The 20,184-nt window shown below is 66.1% G+C and carries 21 protein-coding genes; 8 read left to right on the top strand and 13 right to left on the bottom strand.

What is annotated here, in order from left to right; translation table 11 throughout:
• Positions 1–56: 56 nt before the first annotated feature.
• The 4 genes from cysS to ACFY0P_RS33665 all read right to left on the bottom strand — a co-directional run bounded on the left by cysS (position 57) and on the right by ACFY0P_RS33665 (position 3,539).
• Complete coding sequence (cysS, locus tag ACFY0P_RS33680) at positions 57–1,454, bottom strand: cysteine--tRNA ligase (RefSeq protein WP_388921758.1); 1,398 nt, start codon at positions 1,452–1,454, stop codon at positions 57–59.
• Between the two features lie 119 nt (positions 1,455–1,573).
• Positions 1,574–2,065, bottom strand: coding sequence for a 2-C-methyl-D-erythritol 2,4-cyclodiphosphate synthase (gene ispF / locus ACFY0P_RS33675; protein WP_388921755.1), 492 nt, complete (start codon positions 2,063–2,065; stop codon positions 1,574–1,576).
• On the bottom strand, positions 2,055–2,807 hold the full coding sequence (gene ispD / locus ACFY0P_RS33670) for a 2-C-methyl-D-erythritol 4-phosphate cytidylyltransferase (protein WP_388921752.1): 753 nt from the start codon (positions 2,805–2,807) through the stop codon (positions 2,055–2,057). Before ispD ends, ispF begins: the two co-directional genes overlap by 11 nt.
• A gap of 249 nt (positions 2,808–3,056) precedes the next feature.
• On the bottom strand, positions 3,057–3,539 hold the full coding sequence (locus ACFY0P_RS33665; protein ID WP_003953493.1) for a CarD family transcriptional regulator: 483 nt from the start codon (positions 3,537–3,539) through the stop codon (positions 3,057–3,059).
• A 638-nt stretch (positions 3,540–4,177) separates the two neighbouring features.
• On the opposite strand from ACFY0P_RS33665, the gene ACFY0P_RS33660 reads away from it, so the two are divergent.
• Positions 4,178–4,855 (top strand): DUF461 domain-containing protein, encoded by a 678-nt coding sequence (locus tag ACFY0P_RS33660; RefSeq protein ID WP_388921749.1) that lies wholly within the window; start codon positions 4,178–4,180, stop codon positions 4,853–4,855.
• Between the two features lie 438 nt (positions 4,856–5,293).
• Here the strand turns inward: ACFY0P_RS33660 and ACFY0P_RS33655 are convergent, their stop codons facing one another.
• Together ACFY0P_RS33655 and ACFY0P_RS33650 are read right to left on the bottom strand one after the other, a co-directional pair.
• Positions 5,294–5,974: a response regulator transcription factor gene (locus tag ACFY0P_RS33655; RefSeq protein WP_010358452.1), complete on the bottom strand. Its 681-nt coding sequence runs from the start codon at positions 5,972–5,974 to the stop codon at positions 5,294–5,296.
• Positions 5,971–7,227, bottom strand: coding sequence for a sensor histidine kinase (locus tag ACFY0P_RS33650; RefSeq protein ID WP_388921746.1), 1,257 nt, complete (start codon positions 7,225–7,227; stop codon positions 5,971–5,973). The genes ACFY0P_RS33655 and ACFY0P_RS33650 overlap by 4 nt, the downstream gene beginning before the upstream one ends.
• Positions 7,228–7,449: 222 nt before the next feature.
• Here ACFY0P_RS33650 and phoU point away from each other — a divergent pair, with 222 nt between their 5' ends.
• The 3 genes from phoU (at position 7,450) to ACFY0P_RS33635 (ending at position 8,815) form a co-directional block, all read left to right on the top strand.
• Positions 7,450–8,139 carry a phosphate signaling complex protein PhoU gene (phoU, locus tag ACFY0P_RS33645; protein WP_388921743.1) on the top strand — a complete coding sequence of 230 codons (690 nt, stop codon included), beginning with the start codon at positions 7,450–7,452 and terminating at the stop codon, positions 8,137–8,139.
• 147 nt (positions 8,140–8,286) lie between these two features.
• Positions 8,287–8,442 (top strand): hypothetical protein, encoded by a 156-nt coding sequence (locus ACFY0P_RS33640; protein ID WP_361300005.1) that lies wholly within the window; start codon positions 8,287–8,289, stop codon positions 8,440–8,442.
• Between the two features lie 121 nt (positions 8,443–8,563).
• Positions 8,564–8,815, top strand: coding sequence for an SCO4226 family nickel-binding protein (locus ACFY0P_RS33635; protein ID WP_388921738.1), 252 nt, complete (start codon positions 8,564–8,566; stop codon positions 8,813–8,815).
• A gap of 62 nt (positions 8,816–8,877) precedes the next feature.
• Here the strand turns inward: ACFY0P_RS33635 and ACFY0P_RS33630 are convergent, their stop codons facing one another.
• From ACFY0P_RS33630 to ACFY0P_RS33620, 3 genes are all read right to left on the bottom strand, one after another.
• On the bottom strand, positions 8,878–9,849 hold the full coding sequence (locus tag ACFY0P_RS33630; RefSeq protein WP_388921735.1) for an alpha/beta fold hydrolase: 972 nt from the start codon (positions 9,847–9,849) through the stop codon (positions 8,878–8,880).
• 203 nt (positions 9,850–10,052) lie between these two features.
• Positions 10,053–10,418 carry a hypothetical protein gene (locus tag ACFY0P_RS33625; RefSeq protein WP_388921732.1) on the bottom strand — a complete coding sequence of 122 codons (366 nt, stop codon included), beginning with the start codon at positions 10,416–10,418 and terminating at the stop codon, positions 10,053–10,055.
• 59 nt (positions 10,419–10,477) lie between these two features.
• Positions 10,478–11,659: a CapA family protein gene (locus tag ACFY0P_RS33620; RefSeq protein WP_388921729.1), complete on the bottom strand. Its 1,182-nt coding sequence runs from the start codon at positions 11,657–11,659 to the stop codon at positions 10,478–10,480.
• A gap of 616 nt (positions 11,660–12,275) precedes the next feature.
• Between ACFY0P_RS33620 and ACFY0P_RS33615 the strand changes: the two genes are divergently transcribed.
• From ACFY0P_RS33615 to ACFY0P_RS33600, 4 genes are all read left to right on the top strand, one after another.
• Positions 12,276–12,692, top strand: coding sequence for a prevent-host-death protein (locus ACFY0P_RS33615; protein WP_388921726.1), 417 nt, complete (start codon positions 12,276–12,278; stop codon positions 12,690–12,692).
• A 110-nt stretch (positions 12,693–12,802) separates the two neighbouring features.
• Positions 12,803–13,114 (top strand): cytotoxic translational repressor of toxin-antitoxin stability system, encoded by a 312-nt coding sequence (locus ACFY0P_RS33610; RefSeq protein ID WP_388921723.1) that lies wholly within the window; start codon positions 12,803–12,805, stop codon positions 13,112–13,114.
• A gap of 494 nt (positions 13,115–13,608) precedes the next feature.
• The gene (locus ACFY0P_RS33605; protein WP_388921720.1) at positions 13,609–13,950 is read left to right on the top strand and encodes a hypothetical protein; all 342 of its coding nucleotides are present in this window, start codon (positions 13,609–13,611) and stop codon (positions 13,948–13,950) included.
• A gap of 267 nt (positions 13,951–14,217) precedes the next feature.
• A complete protein-coding gene (locus ACFY0P_RS33600; RefSeq protein ID WP_388921717.1) occupies positions 14,218–14,679 on the top strand; it encodes a hypothetical protein in 462 nt (153 codons plus the stop codon).
• 463 nt (positions 14,680–15,142) lie between these two features.
• Here the strand turns inward: ACFY0P_RS33600 and ACFY0P_RS33595 are convergent, their stop codons facing one another.
• The 4 genes from ACFY0P_RS33595 to ACFY0P_RS33580 all read right to left on the bottom strand — a co-directional run bounded on the left by ACFY0P_RS33595 (position 15,143) and on the right by ACFY0P_RS33580 (position 19,446).
• Positions 15,143–15,724 carry a hypothetical protein gene (locus ACFY0P_RS33595; protein WP_388921714.1) on the bottom strand — a complete coding sequence of 194 codons (582 nt, stop codon included), beginning with the start codon at positions 15,722–15,724 and terminating at the stop codon, positions 15,143–15,145.
• A gap of 197 nt (positions 15,725–15,921) precedes the next feature.
• A complete protein-coding gene (locus tag ACFY0P_RS33590) occupies positions 15,922–16,317 on the bottom strand; it encodes a DUF3883 domain-containing protein (protein WP_388921711.1) in 396 nt (131 codons plus the stop codon).
• A gap of 266 nt (positions 16,318–16,583) precedes the next feature.
• Positions 16,584–17,381 (bottom strand): type II toxin-antitoxin system death-on-curing family toxin, encoded by a 798-nt coding sequence (locus tag ACFY0P_RS33585; protein ID WP_388921709.1) that lies wholly within the window; start codon positions 17,379–17,381, stop codon positions 16,584–16,586.
• A gap of 406 nt (positions 17,382–17,787) precedes the next feature.
• Complete coding sequence (locus ACFY0P_RS33580; protein ID WP_388921706.1) at positions 17,788–19,446, bottom strand: DUF262 domain-containing protein; 1,659 nt, start codon at positions 19,444–19,446, stop codon at positions 17,788–17,790.
• Between the last annotated feature and the right edge of the window lie 738 nt (positions 19,447–20,184).

Raw genomic sequence — 20,184 nt, 5'->3', positions numbered from 1 at the left:
TGCAGTGTGCCGCCCGGGGGGCCGGGCGGCACAGTCGATCTTCAACGGACCGGCGGTCAGGACCGGAGGGTCCAGCGCGGGCCCGAGGGGCTGTCCTCGATCGCGAGGCCGGACTGGTTCAGCTGGTCGCGGATGGCGTCGGCGGTCGCCCAGTCCTTGCGGGAGCGGGCGGACTCGCGCTGGTCGAGGACGAGCCGGACCAGGGCGTCGACGACCCCGTGCAGGTCCTCGCCCTTCTCGGCCCCGCCGGACCAGTGCGCGGCCAGCGGGTCGAGGCCTAGGACGCCGAGCATGGCGCGGACCTCGGCGAGGCGGGCGACGGCCGCTTCCTTGTCGTCGGCGGCGAGGGCGGAGTTGCCCTGCCGGACGGTGGTGTGCACGACGGCGAGGGCCTGCGGGACGCCCAGGTCGTCGTCCATCGCCTCGGCGAACGCCGGCGGGACCTCGGCCGAGGGCTCGACGGCTCCCCCGGCCAGCTCCACCACGCGCTGCACGAACCCCTCGATCCGCGCGAACGCCGACTCGGCCTCGCGCAGCGACTCCTCGCTGTACTCGATCATCGAGCGGTAGTGCGGGGTGCCGAGGTAGTAGCGCAGCACGATCGGGCGCCAGTGCTTGACCATCTCCGAGACGAGCACCGAGTTCCCGAGGGACTTCGACATCTTCTCGCCGCTCATGGTGACCCAGGCGTTGTGCACCCAGTACTGCGCGAAGTCGTCGCCGAAGGCCTTGGCCTGGGCGATCTCGTTCTCGTGGTGCGGGAAGATCAGGTCGAGGCCGCCGCCGTGGATGTCGAAGGCCTCACCGAGGTACTTGTGCGCCATCGCCGAGCACTCCAGGTGCCAGCCGGGCCGTCCGCGCCCCCACGGCGTCTCCCAGCTCGGCTCGCCCGGCTTCACGGCCTTCCACAGCGCGAAGTCCCGCTGGTCCCGCTTGCCGGTCTCGCCCTCGCTCTCGGGCTGGCGGAGGTTGTCCAGCTCCTGGTTGGAGAGCTGGAGGTAGTCCGGGTAGGAACGCACGTCGAAGTAGACGTTGCCGTCGGCCTCGTAGGCGTGCCCGCGCTCGATCAGCCCGCGCATCATCTCGATCATCTCCGGTACGTGCCCGGTGGCGCGGGGCTCGTACGTCGGCGGGAGGCAGCCGAGCGCGGTGTAGCCGTCGTTGAACGCGCGCTCGTTCTCGTAGCCGATCGCCCACCAGGGGCGGCCCTGGTCGGCGGACTTGGCGATGATCTTGTCGTCGATGTCCGTGACGTTCCGGACGAACGTCACGTCGTAGCCGCGGTATTCGAACCAGCGGCGCATGATGTCGAAGTTCAGGCCGGAGCGGATGTGCCCGATGTGGGGCGCCGCCTGCACGGTGGCACCACAGAGGTAGATCGAGACACAGCCCGGAGTGAGCGGGGCGAAGTCACGGATCTGCCGGGCGTTGGTGTCGTACAGGCGAATAGTCACGGGACCTAGGGTAGTGGCCGGAGGGTAGTGGATGGCACCGGTATGTGGAGCGCCGTGGTCGTGTGCGGGGGCAGTGGGTGCTGAGCGCGCAGTTCCCCACGCCCCCTGGGTGGGACCGGTCAGCCCCGTTCGACGACCAACGCCGTGGCAACAGCCATAAGGCCCTCTCCCCTCCCGGGAAATCCAAGGCCGTCCGTCGTGGCCCCCGAAACCGAAACCGGCGCCCCCGCCGCGTCCGAAAGGATCTTCTCGGCCTCGTCCCGCCGTTTTCCGATCTTCGGGCGCGGTCCTACGACCTGTACGGCGACATTCCCGATCACGAATCCCGCGGCGCGGACGATCCGGGCCGCCTCCGTCAGCAGGGTCACCCCGGACGCGCCCGACCACTCCGGCCGCCCGGTGCCGAAGTGCTGCCCCAGGTCACCGAGCCCGGCGGCGGAGAACAACGCGTTGCACGCCGCGTGCGCGACCACGTCCGCGTCCGAATGGCCGGCCAGGCCCGGGCCCTCGCCCTCCCACTTCAGGCCGGCGCACCACAGGTCGCGGCCCTCCTCGAAGGCGTGGATGTCGGTGCCGATGCCCACGCGGGGCAGTACGACCTCAGAAGCCATCGTTCAGCCTCCTGCGGGCCAGGACCGCCTCCGCGAGGACCAGGTCGAGGGGGCGGGTGACCTTGAAGGCCTCCTCGTGGCCGGGGACGACCACGACCCGGTCGCCGAGCTGCTCGACCATGCCGGCGTCGTCGGTGACGTTCTCGGTGACCGTCTCGTGCGCGCGGACCAGGGTCGTACGGTCGAAGCCCTGGGGGGTCTGGACGGCGCGCAGGCGGGCCCGCTCCGGGGTGGCGAGCACCGGCTCGGGGTCGCCGGGAGTGGCGGCCGGCTCGACCTCCTTGACCGTGTCGGCGAGCGGGAGGGCGGGGACGACGGCGGGGGCGCCGTCGCGGACCGCCTGGATCACCGCGTCGACCGTGTCGACGGGGACGAGGGGGCGGGCGGCGTCGTGGACGAGGACGATGTCGTAGTCGGGGGGCAGCGCGTCCAGGCCGAGCCTGACCGACTCCTGGCGGGACTCGCCGCCGGGGACGACGACGAAATCGGTGCGGTCGGGAAGCGCGTGGGCGTCGAGGAGGGACTTGACCTCGGGCGCGCCGTCCGGCGGGGCCACGACGACGACCAGGGAGACCGCGCGGGAGGCGGCGAGGGCGCGCACGGCGTGGATGAGCATGGGCGTGCCGTTCAGCGCGCGGAGCGCCTTGGGGGCGCCCGGACCGAGCCGTACGCCTCGGCCGGCGGCGGGAATCACGGCTGCCGTGCGCAGTTCCGTACGCGAAGGACGCGAATCGTCAGACATCGGTTCCTGTCAGGTTTGTGTGCGGGCCTGGCGTGGGTATGGCCTGGGAAGTGCCGGGCGCGACGCCTTGACCGGACCCTTCCGTGACACTGGTCGAGCCAGCAGCCCGGGCCCGGCACGCCTAGTATCGGGGGTTCCCCGAGGACGTACGCAAACATGCCGCAGCGCCCGGCGACAGAGAGTGTCATCGGGCACCGCGGCATATCGGGTGTGCGGAGCTTCAGCGTGCCGAGCCGGACAGCGTCTGCGTCAGGACGCGAGGACCTCGTCGAGCAGGGCCTCGGCCTTGTCCTCGTTCGTGTTCTCCGCGAGGGCGAGTTCGCTCACCAGGATCTGGCGGGCCTTGGCGAGCATGCGCTTCTCACCGGCGGAGAGTCCACGCTCGCGCTCACGACGCCACAGGTCACGGACGACTTCCGCGACCTTGATGACATCGCCGGAGGCGAGCTTCTCCAGGTTTGCCTTGTATCGACGGGACCAGTTCGTGGGCTCCTCGGCGTACGGCGCGCGCAGCACCTCGAAGACCCGGTCCAGCCCGTCCTGACCGACCACATCACGCACGCCGACGAACTCCGCATTGTCCGCTGGCACACGTACCGTCAGGTCACCCTGGGCGACCTTCAGCACCAAGTAGGTCTTGTCCACGCCTTTGATCTGGCGAGTTTCGATAGCCTCGATCAGCGCGGCCCCGTGATGGGGATAGACCACGGTGTCGCCAACCTTGAACGTCATGTGACAGGTACCCCTTCCGTGGCTATCCAGGGTAACACGGAAACCGGCGGTTCTGAATGGCGTTTTCGCAGGTCAGGGCATATCTCGGGGCTTGACAACAGCAACAGGAACGTGCTTCGGAAGCCGTCCGGAAGCAGGTATTCGCAGGTGGGAGCGGCTCTCCGGGCGAGGTGAAACGCGCACGTTACACACGTCCGGACGCCCGCCCGAGCGGCCGAACGTCCCTATATGTCCACTTCCAAGCGTACGACTTCCGCTACTCCGTTCGGTTGCCGGAGCCGGATCCCGGACGTTTCCGGAATTGATCACGGGTCCGGCCGAACGCCCGACTGAACGGTACGTGAAGCCCTACCTGAAGCAGTGCGTGATCAATTTTCCCGACGGCCGCGCATTCCTTCACGGAAATTTTGCGCGTGGTGTTGCGGACGGGTTATGTGAATGCCGGACGAGCACCCCTCCAAAGTGTCCGGAGGGGCACTTGCGGATGCCCGTGCGTACCCCCTGCGTGAGGCAAGCGAGGGGCTTGGGGAGGGTCGGGTGCGGCCGCGCGGGAACGGCTCGGTAACCTAAGGCCGCTGACAGACACTTAGGGCGGCTTTATAGGGGGCCGCCCGTGCGTTCAAGGAGTTGCCGCCGCCGTGAGCAGCAGCCTTCGACGCGGCGCCCTCGCCGCCTCCGCCATCGCCTTCTCCGTCGCCGCGCTCTCCGCCTGCGGCGCGGGCAACAACTCCCAGACGCTGGAGATCAAGCCGGACAACGCGGCGACGAGTGTCGGCGACATCAAGGTCCAGAACGCGACCGTGATCACCCAGCCCGACCTCACGTCGACCGGACCCGCCGTGGTCTCCGCGACCATCTTCAACACCGGCACCGAGCCGGAGACGCTGCAGTCGATCGTCGTCGCCGGCACCGGCAAGACCGCCGAGCTGCACGCCACCAAGTCCCAGCCGCTGACCATCCAGGCCGGTGGCCGGCTGATCCTGGGCGGCAAGGACAACGCCTCCGCGGTGCTGGCCAGCAGCCGTGAGGCGATCCAGGACGGCAACGCCCAGAAGATCACCTTCACCTTCAGCAAGACGGGTGACGTGAGCCTGCGCGCCTTCGTCGTGCCGGCCGAGAGCTTCTTCACCGGCTGGGGCCCGAGCGCCGTGCCGTCCGCTTCGGCCTCCGCGTCCGCCTCCTCCTCGGCCTCGTCCTCCGGCTCCCCGGCCGCCGGCTCGACGGCGAGCGAGAGCGCCAAGACGGGCAAGAAGAACAAGGAGTCCGCGAGCGCCACCCCGAGCGACTCGGCTTCGGAGTCGACGAACGCGGGCTGAGCGGCCACAGCGGCAACGCGAGAAGGGCGGTACCCCCGAGAGGGGCCGCCCTTCGTCGTATACGGCCTTCGCCATACGACCTTCGTCACCGGCGCGGTCGACCCGCGTGGTCCGCACCGCGGCCCACCGGCGACCATGACCGCACGCCGACGGGACGGCCGTGGCCGCGAGGTTCGGCCACACGGCCGGCACCGCCCGTCAGCCGCACGGTCGTTGAGGCCAGGCCACCGCCCGTCCGACGCGAACCACCGGCCTCGACAGCCCCGCCGCACGGCCGGTCCACGGCTCGAACCTGTAGCCGAGGCCACGGACCGTCACCAGGCAGCGCGGGGCACCCGGGTCCGACTCGAACACCATCCCCGACACACCCCTCACACCGCTGCGCGGGCTTCGGAGTGCTGCGCCGGACTCCGTCCGCCGGCTCAACGCACGGCTCGTTTACGGCTCGAACTTGTAGCCGAGGCCACGGACCGTCACCAGGTAGCGCGGGGCACCCGGGTCCGGCTCGATCTTGGCGCGCAGGCGCTTGACGTGGACGTCGAGGGTCTTGGTGTCGCCGACGTAGTCGGCGCCCCAGACCCGGTCGATGAGCTGCATGCGGGTGAGGACGCGGCCGGCGTTGCGCAGGAGCATCTCCAGCAGGTCGAACTCCTTGAGGGGGAGGTCGACCTTGGAGCCGGAGACCGTCACGACGTGGCGGTCGACGTCCATGCGGACCGGGCCCGCTTCGAGGGCGGCCGGGGTGACCTCCTCCGGCTCGCCGCGGCGGCGGAGCACCGCGCGGATGCGGGCGACCAGTTCGCGCGAGGAGAAGGGCTTGGTGACGTAGTCATCGGCTCCTATTTCGAGCCCGACAACCTTGTCGATCTCGCTGTCCTTGGCCGTCACCATGATGACGGGGACGTTGGATCGGCCGCGCAGCTGGCGGCAGACCTCGGTGCCGGGCAGCCCCGGCAGCATCAGGTCGAGGAGGACGAGGTCGGCGCCGTTGCGCTCGAACTCGTCGAGTCCGTCGGGGCCCGTGGCCGCCACGGCGACCTCGAAGCCCTCCTTGCGGAGCATGTACGACAGGGCGTCGGAGAAGGACTCCTCGTCCTCGACGACGAGCACTCGGGTCACGGAAGGACCTCCGGGGCGGGAAGCGGTTCGTACGGGGATGACTCGGTGGTACCGGCCTCATCGTCGAGGTCGGGGTCGGGGTGCTGCGATGCGCGATCGCGGGCCACGCCCGCCTCCGGCAACCTGAGGGTGAAAGTGGAGCCCTGGCCTTCGGCGCTCCACACCGTGACCTCCCCGCCGTGCGAGGCGACCACGTGCTTGACGATGGCAAGGCCGAGACCGGTGCCACCGGTGGCCCGTGAGCGGGCCGGGTCGACGCGGTAGAAGCGCTCGAAGATCCGCTCCTTGTCCTTGTCGGTGATGCCGATGCCCTGGTCGGTCACGGCAAGCTCGATCATGTCGCCCCCGGGCGCGTTGACCCGGCGGGCGGCTATCCCGACCCGGGTGCGGGCCGGGGAGTAGTTCACGGCGTTCTCGACCAGGTTGCCGAGGGCTGCGGCCAGCTGGCCGCGGTTGCCCCAGACGTGCAGGTCGGCGGTGCCGCCGGCGGCCATGGTGATCTGCTTGGTGCCGGCCTGGTGCCGGCACCGGTCGATCGCCTCGGCGACCAGCTCGTCGACCCGCACGGGCTCGGCGTCCTCCAGCGGGTCGTCGTTCTGCACTCTCGACAGATCGATGAGCTCCTGGACCAGGTTGGTCAGGCGCGTGGCCTCGATCTGCATGCGACCGGCGAAGCGCTGCACGGCCTCCGGGTCGTCCGAGGCGTCCATGACGGCCTCGGACAGCAGGGAGAGTGCGCCGACCGGGGTCTTCAGCTCATGGCTGACGTTCGCCACGAAGTCCCGTCGTACCGCCTCGATGCGGCGGGCCTCGGTGAGGTCCTCGACGAGGAGCAGCACGAGCCGGGAGCCGAGGGGCGCCACCCGCGCGGAAACGGCCAGGGCCTCGCCCCGTCCGGTCCCCCGCCTCGGGAGGTCCAGCTCGACCTGTCGTATCTCGCCGTCCCGCCGGGTGTCCCGGGCCATCCCGAGCATCGGCTCGATGGCGAGTTTGCCGCCGCGCACGAGTCCGAGGGCGTACGCCGCCGAGCTTGCCTTGACGACCGTGTCCGCCTCGTCGAGGACGACCGCGGAGGAGCGCAGCACGCTCAGTACGGTGTCCACGCCCGGGGGCAGTACGGGGTCGGTGTGCAGAGAGGTCCTGGTCGGTCGCTTCTGGTCGCGTTCGCTCCAGCGGAACGCCAGCATGGCGATGACACCGGTGAGCACCCCGGCGATCGCTGCCGCTGCGGCGACCGCCGCGTTCACGTCCATGCAAACAGGTTAAGCAGGGGGTACGACATCCCCACAGTCCGCGAGGTGTCAGCTCGAACACTCGTCGCCCAGAGTTCACCTTGGAGCCAGTATTGGTTCATTTGGGGTGGCAGAAACGGACGCGTAGGGACCGGAACGTGGGAGCGTGGGGTTCGCAGCTGGTTTCGGCCACGGGCCCCGGCCCCCGGAACCCCTGGACCACGCATACGAGAGGTAACCCTGATGCGGGACGCGTACCACGAGGAACTCGATTCGATCGGCGACAGCCTGGTCGACATGGCCCGACTGGTCGGATCGGCGATCGGACGCGCCACGACGGCGATCCTCGACGGCGACCTCAATCTCGCCGAGAGCGTCATCGAGGCCGACCAGAAGGTGGACGAGCTCCACCACGACCTGGAGGCGCGCGCGATAGCCCTGCTCGCCCGCCAGCAGCCGGTGGCGACCGACCTGCGGATCGTCGTCACCTCGCTGCGCATGTCCGCCGACCTGGAGCGCTCCGGCGACCTCGCCCAGCACGTGGCGAAGCTGGCCCGGCTGCGCTACCCGGCGAACGCCATCCCCCACGACCTGCACGCCACCATCCTGGAGATGGGCCAGCTCGCGCAGCGCCTGATGGCCAAGGCCGCCGAGGTGATCATCACGAAGGACGTCGACCTGGCCCTCCAGCTGGAGCAGGACGACGACGAGATGGACCTGCTGCACCGCACGATCTTCCAGCACCTGCTGGACGACCGCTGGAAGCACGGCATCGAGACCGCCGTCGACGTGACCCTGCTCGGCCGCTACTACGAGCGGTACGCCGACCACGCGGTCGCTGTCGCCAAGCGCGTCGTCTTCCTGGTCACCGGCGAGCACGCGGACGACCTGCAGCCCGACATCCAGCCGGTGACGGGCGCCGAGGGGGCGTAACACCCAGGTGGGTGGGGGCTCGCGGGATGTGGGTCAGGCGTGCGAGCGCCACTGTGCGCCGTTGATGCGCCCAGTGAAACGGGCATGGAATGGGCAAAGGCACCACGCCCTGCCTCCAGGGCACCTAGGGACCTCTAGGAGGGATCCATGGCCGAATCCCCCAGCACCACGCCCGACCCCACGCAGCAGCACGAGACCGACCAGCCAGTCGAGATCAAGAACCTTCTGGTGATCGGCGCCTGCGGCTGCGGCTCGGGCTGCGGCTGCGGCTGCCAGTCCGGCAGCCCCTGCCAGTGCGGCTGAGCGGACACGTCAGCTACGGCGGAAGGGCCCCGGACTCCGGTCCGGGGCCCTTTCGCATGCCGTGCCGCGGCGGCGGGCGCAGCATGGAGGTGAGTCGGACAAGGCGAAGGAGGCGGCAGCCATGCCGCAGTACATGGACGTCCACCACGGGATGAAGGGCATCACCGCCGACCAGCTGAAGGAGGCCCACGAGGCCGACCTCGCCGTCGAGAAGGAGGAGGGCGTCCACTTCGAACGGGCCTGGGCCGACCCCGCCTCCGGCAAGGTCTACTGCCTCTCCGAGGCACCCTCGGCCGAGGCGGTCAAGCGCGTCCACGAACGCGCGGGCCATCCGGCGGACGAGATCCACCAGGTGCCGTTGTCCATCTGGTGAAGCCCGCGGGGCTGACATTCACGCGTTTCAGGTGCTTCAGTGCTTCAGGTGCTTCAGGTGCTTCAGGCGGAGGGCAGCGCGGCGAGCCAGTCGACGAGCAGCCGGTTGACCTCGTCGGGCCGTTCCTGCTGGATCCAGTGCCCGCAGTCGTCGAGGAGGTGGGAGGAGACCAGCCCCGGGAGGGTGACCGGGTACGCCTCGACGGCGTCGGCCAGCCAGGTCGTGGAGGCGTCGAGGCCGCCGCCGACGAACAGGGACGGCTGGGTGATCGGGGCACCGTCGTAGGCCGCGAGGTCCTCCCAGTCGCGGTCCATGTTCCGGTACCGGTTGAGCGCCCCGGTCAGTCCGGTGCGCTCGAACTCCCCCGCGTACACGTCGAGGTCGCGCTCGCCGAGCCACTCCGGGAGCCGACCGGCGGGGAACCGCTCCCGGAGCGTCCCCCCTCGACCGACGAAGTGCGGGTCGGGGGCGCCGGGTCCGGGCATGGTGTCGCCGGACAGAGCGCCGTAGAACCCCGCGAGCCAGCCCCGCACATCGGGTTCGATCTCGGCCTCGGCGCGCCCGGGCTGCTGGAAGTACGAGACGTAGAACTCCTCGTCCCCGCCGCTCATCGCCGCGAAGACGTCACTGGGCCGCGGCCCGCCGCGCGGGGTGTACGGGACACTCAGCAGCCCCACGGCCCGGAACACCTCGGGCCTCAGCAGCGCGGAGTTCGCGGCGACGGCCGCACCCCAGTCGTGCCCGACGACCACGGCCGACTCCGCGCCTAGGGCCCGCACGACCTCGGCGTTGTCCGCCACGAGTTCGACCATCCGGTACGCGTCCGGCGCCGCCGGCCGGGACGAACGCCCGTACCCCCGCATGTCGACGGCGACCGCCCGGTACCCCGCCGCGGCGAGCACCGGCAGCTGGTGCCGCCAGGAGTACCAGCACTCGGGAAACCCGTGCACGAGCAGCACGAGGGGCCCGCTCCCCTGCTCGACGAGATGGATCCGCCGTCCGGCCGCGGAGACCAGCCGATGCTGCGCTGCCATACGCCCTCCTTGCTCTTCGGGATCGCCGATCTGCCTGCCTGCTCCACAGATCATGCGAAGCCGCGCGTCAAGTGGCCGAGCCCGTTTGCCGATTCGGCAAACCACGGCCGAGAGGCCCGCGGCCCACCGGCCCTGGGCACGCCGCGGAGATCCTGCGAGAGTGGGCCCATGACGCCGGCACCGGAAGCGGTGCGACACGGCCCTCAAAGGGAGGGCGATTCCGTGGCCTTGACGACAGGTGCGGCGAACATCGCGCCGATGTTGTCCCACGTGAAGCCGTCCTGCCAGGCCGGCTTGCCGGCCCCCCAGTCACGCAGAGCCTGACAGGCCTTCTCCTGGGAGGCCGTCACGGTCTGGTAGTGCTCTGCGGGAACGCCGTCCCGGTACTCCAGCTGGTAGGTGTCGTCGTCGCGGAACAGCACCTGGACGTACCAGTCACCGTCACGCTCCTCGCCCTGCCGCTCAAGAATCATGTGCTCGCCCTGTCGCAGGTCGGCGAACATCGCGTCCATCGCCGCCCCCGAGGGCCGCTCCACCACGTGGCCCCTGCTGTCCGTCGCAATCAACATGGGCACAGCATGCCGGACGGGACTGACAGCGGCCGTTCTCGCGTACTCCCCGTGCCCGGCTACGGGCGCCGGATCGTCCCGTCCGTCGAGATGCGGGCGGCGTGTGGGCCGAAGTCCTCCTCCGAGAGGCTGGAGACGAGGTCGATCGCATCGCCGCCCGGCTCCGGTGTGCCGGGCTCCACGATCCGGGTCGGGTGCAGGTGCCCGGACACGTAGGTGCCGTCGGCGCCGAGGGTGACTTGCAGGACGCCGCTGGTCGAGAGGGTGCCGCCGAGGCCGAGGACCTTGTAGCCGGAGAAGTTCCCGAGGCTGTAGGCGATCAGACGGCCCTTGTAGAACTCCATTCCCCGCATCACGTGCGGGCCGCTGCCCACGACGAGGTCGGCGCCGGCGTCGATCACCGCACGGCTGAAGCGGTAGCTGTCGCCGCGGTCCTCACCGACGAAGTACTCGGTGCCGGGTTCCACGTGGGTGCGGTCCGAGCCCTCCGCGCCGGCGTGCATCGTGACGATCACGATGTCGGCCATCGCTGCGGCTCGGGCGGTGAGTCGCTGTGCCGCGGGGATGTCCGTGAGGTCGTTCGCGCCTCGGTCGGGGGCGAACCCGATCAGTGCGACCTTGATGCCGTGCACCCGCTGGACGGTGATCTGTCCCAGCCGCCCGGTGAACGGCAGGTTCACGGAACGCAGCGCGGCGAACGTGTCCCGCCGCCCCTCCGCCCCGAAGTCGTCGATGTGGTTGTTCGCCGTGTTCAGGACCGTGAACCCGGCCTCCTTGAGCCGGCGGCCGTAGGACGGCGGGGCGTGGAACGCGAAGCAGTTCGGGCCCTCGAGGTACTCGCACTTGCTGGAACCGCCGGTGGTGAGCGTGCCCTCCAGGTTCCCGAGCACCACATCGCCGGTGAGCAGGTCGCGGACAGGGTCGAAGAACGAGGCGCCGTCGTCCGGCGGCAGGTCGTCCGGCAGCGAGCCCATCACGATGTCGCCCACGGCGGCGATCCGCACGGTCCCGGCAGGGTGGTGCGGCGGCGCCGGTGCACCGGACGCCGTGGTCCTGGTCGTCCGCAGGGCGGTGTGGGCGGAGCCGACGGAGGCCGCGTCCTCGGAACCGGCGCCGAACACGAACGCCGCAGCGACCACCGCGCCGGTCCCGACCAGACCGAGGGCGAACAGGCGGCGACGGCGCCCCGGCTGCTGCCGCTCGCGCCGCTGCTGGGGGCGCCATCCGCCGGACCTGATCATTCGCTCATACTACGAAGCGAACACCCTTCCTACACGGAGGGTGACCGGCTGGCGTGTTCCCGACGGCATTCCCCTTCACCCTCACCACCGTCCGCGCACCGAACAGCACGGCCCGAGCCCACCGAAAAGCCCCCGACCCTGCCGGAAAATCGCAGGTCGGGGCTTGCTGGCGGCGCGTTACTTCTTCTTGCCCTGGGTTCTTGTCCGGGATCTTGGTGAGCTGGGTTTTTGCTGGTCAGGACTGGTGGGGCCCGTGCGCCGGGTGGACGTCTTTGGTCGTCAATGGCCACTGTCGAGCGGCCTCGGACGGCCCAGAGACGGCCCAGCGTCCCCTGCACTGCACCCGCGTGTTCGGCTGATGAGTCCCCCTCGATGCGGTTGGTCTCAGCCTCAGCCGACAACAGGTCCGCCGCATCGGTGGGGCAGCCGGCCGGCTGGGCGCGTTCTTCCCTGGCCGCACCCTCGCCAGCCTCAGCCACTCCTTCGCCGCCGACCATGCGGTCATGGGGCGCTCCGCCCTGCGCTGAGCATCCCGACACCGGACAAGTACTTCACGTACTTGACGTACTTAATGACGGAAGGCACCCTGGTTCCACGAGTCCTACGGGAGGTCGCCATGTCCGCCGTACATTTCGAGAACTACACCGAAGCGCGTACACACCTGAAGGAGCTTCTCGACGCCGCAGACGAGGGACGGGTCGCGACCGTGCGTCGGGCCAGTGGCTGCGCTGCGGTTGTGGATGTCGAGCGGCTACGTCGCTACCTGTCTTCAGTGTGTTCGTCCAGGGCCGAGGTCGTTGCCGAGGCGGACGGATGGTCGATCTTCATTCCGGGGCTCCCCATTGCGGCCGACGGGTCAACCTTTGACGACGCCGTAAACGAGATGGTCGACGCCTTGCGGGAGTACGCGGACGACTGGCAGGAGAGGCTGAGACTAGCGCCCAACCATCAGGACAACTGGGGATTGGTTCAGCTGATTGCCCTGAGTGACGACCGTCAGTTGGTGGACTGGCTGGTGGGAGTTCAGCGGTGACTCGACCACAACCAGACCGTGAGCGTCATGACCGGTTCTGTGTCGTCGAGGGGTGGGAGCGAGTGCGGGATGCTCGTGGGCGTACCGGTACCCATCACGTCACCTACGAGTTGACGCTGCATGACGGGCGCATCCTGCGGACCCGTATTTCGCACCCTGTCGATCGCACTGTCTATGGGGCCGCGTTGTGGAGCCACATTCTTCGCGACCAGTTGGTCGTCACCGAAAGCGAGTTCTGGGACTGCGTGATCGATGGAAAACTCCCTGACCGGGGAGCCCCCTCCACGCCCAAGGAATCGCTGCCAGCCGATTTGGTCTATCTGTTGATCCACCGCGTCGGTCTCTCGGAGGAGACGGTGTCCGAACTGACGAAGGAAGATGCGGTAGCCCGCCTGCAACGGTATTGGACGGATGGGACGTGATGCCGTCTGCCTGCACCGACCCAAGACCGCTGAAACCCACTGGGGCTGACGCTGAAGGTGTACGCGCGCCTCATGCTCAGCAGCGGGGACCACACCTGGAAGGCCCTCGGCCTGGCGCTCCGACCACAGGAACCGGGGCGTTGAGGGCCCACAGTGGGCCCAGGCAGTGATCACGCCCCCGATCCGCACCATAAGCACAGATCGGGGGCGTGATCACGAAAGCTACTTCTTCTTGCCCTGGGTCTTGCCGGGGATCTTGGTGAGCTGGGTTTTTGCTGGTCAGGGGCGGTGGGCTCGTGCGCCTGGTGGTCATCGTTGGTCGTCATTGGCCACTGTCGAGCGGCCTCGGACGGCCCAGGGACGGCCCAGAGACGGCCCAACGTGGACGGCCCTCCCAGGACGTGACCCGCCTTTGATCGGGTGATACCGGCCAGACCGCGAGGCTTGCCGCGCACGGCTCGCGTACCGCAGGCTTCGGGAGCGGGAGGACAGCCATGGAGCGTGAACAGCTGGAACGGTTGCTGGCCGGCGATGACGAGGCGTCCTCAACGGCCCTGGCTGCGCTACGCGTTGGCGCCTCTCATGTCGTCTGGGAGGGCACCGCCTCGGCCGACTCGCTCGCCCGTATATATCGACGCCGTCTCGGCCTCACACTCCGCCAGGGCACCAAGACCATCGGCCTGGAGCGCGCCGTGCAGCTCCTCGGCCGACATGGCAGGCCAATACGCCTGGGGCAGATCAAGTCTCCGGATGGGACTTGGGTCTTCATGCTCTTCATCGCTGAAGACGGCAACGAACTGGTCGCATGTACTGGCGTGCGACAGAGGCTGGCCTGACGGGCGTCGGTACAGAACCATGCGGGGGGACCATCAGCTTGGGAAGCTAAGGGCATTTCGGGCTCTTCTAGGGGATGACCTGCGGCGGAGCGGCGTCGGGGCCCGGTGGGCGGTCGACGGGTTCCCCGGTGTTCCCCGTGGTTTCCCCTGCAACCTGGCACGCTTCTGGCACGAGGGCTCAGTCCGAAGTACCGGCGGGCGGTCGCGGGTTCGACGTCGTGGCTCGGACCGTTCCGCTGTGAGGCACGGGCGAGGATCATTCGAACTGTGGACGATATGCGAGACGGCGTCATCGGTGTGTGGCGGGTCGGCTGGTCCGGCCGGCTCATGGGCTACGTCCTGGCTGTCGGCCCAGCGTGCGGGGCGCTGTTCGCCTGGCTGGGCGTGCTCTCGCACCCGGGCACGCAGTCCGTGGGCTCCGCCGGGATCGCTACTGCCGTCGCCGTGGGATTCGGCCTCTTCGCCTGGTGGGGTCTCCTTCGCGTACGCCTGGAACTCGCGAGGGACGTGATCGTCATGGTGAATCCCTGGGGCACTCAACGTCTGCCGTGGTCGCGTGTCAGCGCGGTGAGCCTGGGCAATTGGGGTGTGCAGTTCCACACGACGGACGGGTTCACGTACTCGGCGTACGCCCTGAGTGGTCTGGCAAGTGGGACTCGGCAGGATGAGCGGTTCGTTGATGTGCGCCGGATCGTTGATGTCCAACTCCACAGTGGACACCCGCTTTAGGAGTTCGATCCGAGTCTGCTCCGGCTGCCGCCGTCGACTGGTGCGATGGCCGGACAGGGACGCTGGTGTACACCGCCGTCCGGTGTCGTTGGTGTCAGCTATGGATGTCAGAAGTCGGATCGACCGGTGAGGGGCATACCGGTCGCGCTACAGCGCCACGAAAGCGCCGCCGGGCCGGAGCGGTCGCTGTACTCGACTGCTGTACAGCAGCAGCCTGCGAGGTCGACAGCGCACCCTGTCATACCTTGAAAGAATGAATTCTGAAGATCCCTGGTCTGCGCCCTTCTAGATGCTCGGGGCTCTCGAAGCGATCGTTGAGCCTCGGGACGGTTCAACGGAACCTTCAGGGCGAATGTTATGCGCAGGTCACTTGGTGATCCGCCGCGTGGGTGCCCGGGTCCTAACGGTGCACAGAAGCTCGCGCGAAGGCGAGTTGCAAAGACCGTGAGCCGCAGGACGTCCACTAGGTGCAGCGATCTCCTTCGAGGGTCGCCAGCTCGCTCTCCAGGTTCGAAGAGATCTTCTTCAGGATGGAAGGCGCGTAGGCGACGATATCGTTGAAAGAAGAGCTGGCAGAGACGCTCCCACCTGGGTGACCATGATAGTGATTGATGTACTTGGCAATAATCTCTCGTTCTTCGATAGGAAGGGCCAGAAAGGGGTCACGTGCGAGATAGTCGTGGGCGCTCGAGAGGTGGATGAACCGGCAGCCGAACTCATACACGTTTCGGGTCCAACCGTTCATGGATTGAGCTAGTTCAACCATGTCGCGGTCTGTGACCGCCTTCATCTTCCCTTTGTCGGTCGGTATTCTCCAACGGTTGCCGGAGATAGACGAAGCTACAAGGTCAGCACGAAGCGCGCTCGGCTGCTTGAGTAGATAGATGACCCGGACTATCGAGTCGAGTTCTTGCCGCAAGATGCCGATTTCCATTGAAACCCAGCCCCGCTCCGCAGCTACGGGCATAGCTTCTTGGTGTTCGCGCGAACGCTCCCGAATCTGGCGGCAGAAAACCCTAAGATCGTCGTCAGTTGCTGTCTCCACGGGGCGATAGTACTCATGGTCACCCCGTGTTCCGCGCGGTTTCCCTAAATCATCTGGACCGGACATGACCTCTTCGTGCCGAACTATCGGCAGTGAGGTCATTGCGGTCCAGCGAGCTGGTCAGTCGGCCGCTGATGACTCTTGGCGGTTGGCTGTGATCACGGTGGTTGCTGTACTCCGCTGCCGTATCGCAGTGGTCATAACAGCCGCTCCGCCTGGTCGTACTCGGCCGCCCTGAACGTGGGCCAGTACGTGATTTGGGGCTGGGTTCGCTCGATCATTGCTAACAGCGCCTCTCCATGCAGGGCGCGCACACCCACCTCGGCTCCATCTGCGCCTGCAAGGTTGTCGACCACATAGAGGTAGTAGTACTCGGGGTTCGCCCTGGCGGCCTGAACCTGCCGGTGTTCCAGCGGCAGCGCTTCGCTGCGCGCCGTGCGGCTGAAGGCCTTCACCTCGATCATGCGAGGCGGACTTTCGACGTCGTACGGAAGACCCGAGGTGCGGACGTCCTTCGGATCCCGGCCGGCGGCTCGTTCCAGGGCCATCACATGCGTGATTGCGGCCTGCTCTGTCTCCTTGTTCCCCACCATGCCCCCTATGGTCAGCCGCCCCATGGTGCCGTGAAGACTCTCAGCTTGGGAAGCTGCGGGCATTTGGGGTCGGTTCGGGGGCTGACCTGGGCGAACGGTCGAAACATGGCGCCGTCGGGCTGGGCTGCCTTCCCCGTGGTTCCCCGCTGTTCCCCGCTGGATCTGGTGCGCTTGCGGTGCGCCCCGTTGCCGCATCTCGCCGCTCGATGCCTCAAGCTGACTGAACGGACCTGCTGCCTGCCCTTTCATACGTCGCCACCATTGGATCAGGTGTCCGCGAGTCGGCGAAGCACCAGGCGATACTTGTTGATGAATTCATCAATGGGATGGAAGCCTCCGTAGAAGGCATCAGTGTCGACGCCGTCCTCTTCCCTGAGTCGACACCTCTCTCGCACACGCTTTATGACTTGAATGTCGACATCTCTCGCCATTCCAGGGAAGACGATGCTGTCGACATTTGTTGTCGATCCGTCGGAATTCAACTTCACCACTCGAATAAAGCTCTTCGCCGGGGACTGAAGATCGTAGCCGTATTCCTGAATCAATTTCCTAAGGTCGCGATATTTAAGACTCCTCTCACCCCTGCGGACTGGCGCTACATATTGCGACAGCCATGATGAGAGGAATCGCACGTGAACGTCCGTCGAGTCCTCACCTGGGAGAAATTCGATGTCGTTGCCCAGTCGCTCCGCCACCCACTCGGCAATTTGATTCTTCGCAACCGCCAAGATCATCTCGTAGAGTTCATCCTGGCTGGTACCCCAGAGGGATAGCTTATTCTTGTCGAGGTGGACGAGAATACTCACTAGAGCACATCGCTTGTTGCCGTTGTAGAACGGGTGATTATTGCATAGCCCATAAGCAAGCGTGGCAGCGTTACTTACAGGGGTCGGGTACTTCATGTCCCTGCCCTGGCCTACGAACTGCCTACTAATTGCAGACTCTAGAAGGTGATCATCCCTCACGCCGGCGGGAGAAATAGGGTCGCCGTCCTGCGCGAAGTCTGCCACGAGGTGTTCATAAATTTGAATAATTTCGGCTCGTTCGAGATACTGAAGTTCCATTAAACCCTCATTCCAAAAGCTACCGAACCGGGATATCGATCAAGTTATGTCACGCAATGATTTCCTGATGGCGAGAACTAGGCGCGTCTTTCCGTCCTCTGAGGAGCGACTGTGCCGCGCTTTCTTTCGCGCTCTGGGGTCCAATGGAACAGGTGCGGCTACTATTGCTTTCTTACCCGAGGTACGAGCCGAATTAATGGCGTTGCGCTGATAGCGGCAGGCATTCGGTGGCCGATCCGTCTGCACCTCAGCCGACGACAGCCAGCCACGATGGCGAGGACGTTGAAAGACCAGGCGCGCGTATGCCTCGCTGCACCCCCACCGACCTTCGCCACGTTTGTCGGTTCCGTCGACCACGGCAAGTCGTGGCGGCAGGTCCGTTGCATGGGTGCCAAGCCCGCCGACGCTAACTACCTTGCGCGTCAGTGCGAGCGGCGTGTTGCCCTTCTTTGTAGCCGGAGTTGCAATAGGGGTGTGTCAATTGCCCATTGCCGGGCGAACCGTCACCTCCATCCTCTTTCCTCACTTTGTGATCTACGGTTATGAATCTCAAGTACAGGCGTGCGCCGCAAATTCCGCACGTAGGCGCAGACTGGATCGTTTCTTTAAGAATTATAGAGTTCTTGGTCTCAGCCGAGAAATTACGACCGTGAGCACGGTCTTCGTCGCTGATCTCTTTGATGGATGAGCGAAGAGCAGGCTGGCTTTTGAGATGTTCAATAATCTCGGGATCGGTGCACCCTTTGATTAGGGCCTCAAACACGGTCTGGTACATCAAGAGCGTCGGAGGGACAGAGCGTTGCAGACTCCCATAGGAGCGAACAATCTGATTCAGGAAATATTTATAGCGAACCAGAAACTCTTCGAATTGGGCACGCTTTTCGGTGAACAGTGCGATTTTACGCTTGTCTGCCAGCTCTTTCACAAAAGCTACAGCAGCGAGAAATGCGGCGGGCTGGAAGCGTCCGGTTGCGCTGTAGAAATAGACCGCTGGATGAAGCCCCAGGGAAGCTGGCTCATTTCCAGCAATTCTTCCTGCCGCCCTTTTGACCGCCTTCATGAATTGGAGAGTTGTACTTCCGTCTTCATCGTCCATAAGGGTCGGGAGTGTTTGATTTTCGGACCGCTTCCTCCTTCGGGGGCCGCCGTCTTCTCTCCACATGTCCGGCTGCAGTTCGTTGACAAAGTTGACCAGCTCGAAGACCATCCTGACGCTGTCGGCGGAGTAGCCACGGCCTGCGACAGGAAGATCGGCCGTCCGGACGGCCGAATCCAAACTCGGCTTAAAAATCAGGTCGTAGACGTCCTTGGCGATGGATTCAATCTCTTCTTGGGTCGATTCACTGAACGTCGACCAATATTTATGACCAGTGCCCGCTCTGATGAAAGCTCGGGTCGCGAGTGCGTTGGGCTTACGCCGAGCCTTGATCATTTCGAGCTCGGTTGGATCAATGGGGGTAGCCTGCTGATTAATTCTGAAGAAGGAACTTTCAGCCTTCTCGGCCCCGCCGCTAACCCATTGGAGATTGATGGCGAATGCGCTGAGATTTCGAGCGAGCCGTACCCTATCTTTGGGTGCTGTATCGGAGTTTCGCAGAGCTATATTTAGATCCCGATATGACCCTACTGATTCTTGAATCAGCTTGCGTGTGGCCTGCGCCGCCTTGTTCTGCTCAACGGGAATATTGTTGTCAAAGAATCTGATCGAAGTGTGCTGGTCTCCGTAATCGTCATGCACCCAAGCAATTAGTGCACTCAGGCGATGTGCGCCGTCGATGACGAAAATGCTTCCGCTGATGGGCGAGCGCCATAGAATCACTGAAGGGATTAGATCGCCTTCGAGGAAACTGCGTACCAACTCGGCAACCTTCTCGGGATTCCAGTTAGCTGTTTCTCGCTGGAAATCTGGTTTCCGTAGAACGTTGTAGATCAGACTATCGGGCCCCAGATCAGTGATTTTCATGGTGGTGCTGAGGATGGATGGTTGGGTCGCAGGCTCGGAGGATAGGGCTTCGAAGTCGTCACGCGGAATAAGCGCATCCATATTCACCATGTGTGTAGGCACTCGCTGCTCCTATCCATAGTTTGCTTTACGTGATGAAGGAACCCGGAGCCGCAGATGCGGTCTGAGGGCCTGTCAGTTTAGTCCGCATGCAAGTCAGTGCGTAGGCGATCTGCACAATCTCGACGATGGCAGGCCCATGAGACGGGGGGCGCAGCAGACCTCATCGCTCAAGCCACAGCCTGTCCAGTCGCTGACCTCGGGTAGCTGTTTACTCGGCATGCGGCACGGGCGCCGGCCGGGCTGGAGCGGGACGGAGGCAGGAGCGCAGGCCCGGCCGGGGGCCGGGCCGCGCGCGGGGAGCGGAGCGAGCCGCCTTGAACCAGTAGGGAAAGTTGTAACTCAGTCGGTGCTTGGGGCGGTTGTGATGCTGCGGGACTGTGCTGCGGCTCGCGTAGAGCGTCGGCTACTTGGTCGGCGGCTTCGGCGGACAGGAGGATCTCTTGGGTCCACAGGATCGAGAGCCTGATGTCGCCGTTGAGCAGATTGGTGGGAACGTCGACTTCCGTGCCGTTGCCGGTGACGTCGTACACGTTGAGGTCTAGATCGCTGCTGAAGGCGCTCATGCAGGCGAGCATGCCTGAGGCCCGGCTCCAGAGTGAGGCGCTGGGCCGTCAAGCATCAAGTGAACCTAGGATCCCTTCGCCTTAGACGCCGTCTCATTTGGCGTGCTGGGTAGTCTGCACTGTGTGGTGATGGTTGAGCGCATGGTGCCGGACGAGTTGTGGGAACTGTTCCAGC

The organism is Streptomyces sp. NPDC001714 (assembly GCF_042892755.1).
GTDB lineage: Bacteria > Actinomycetota > Actinomycetes > Streptomycetales > Streptomycetaceae > Streptomyces.
This window is presented reverse-complemented; position numbering and strand designations above follow the sequence as displayed.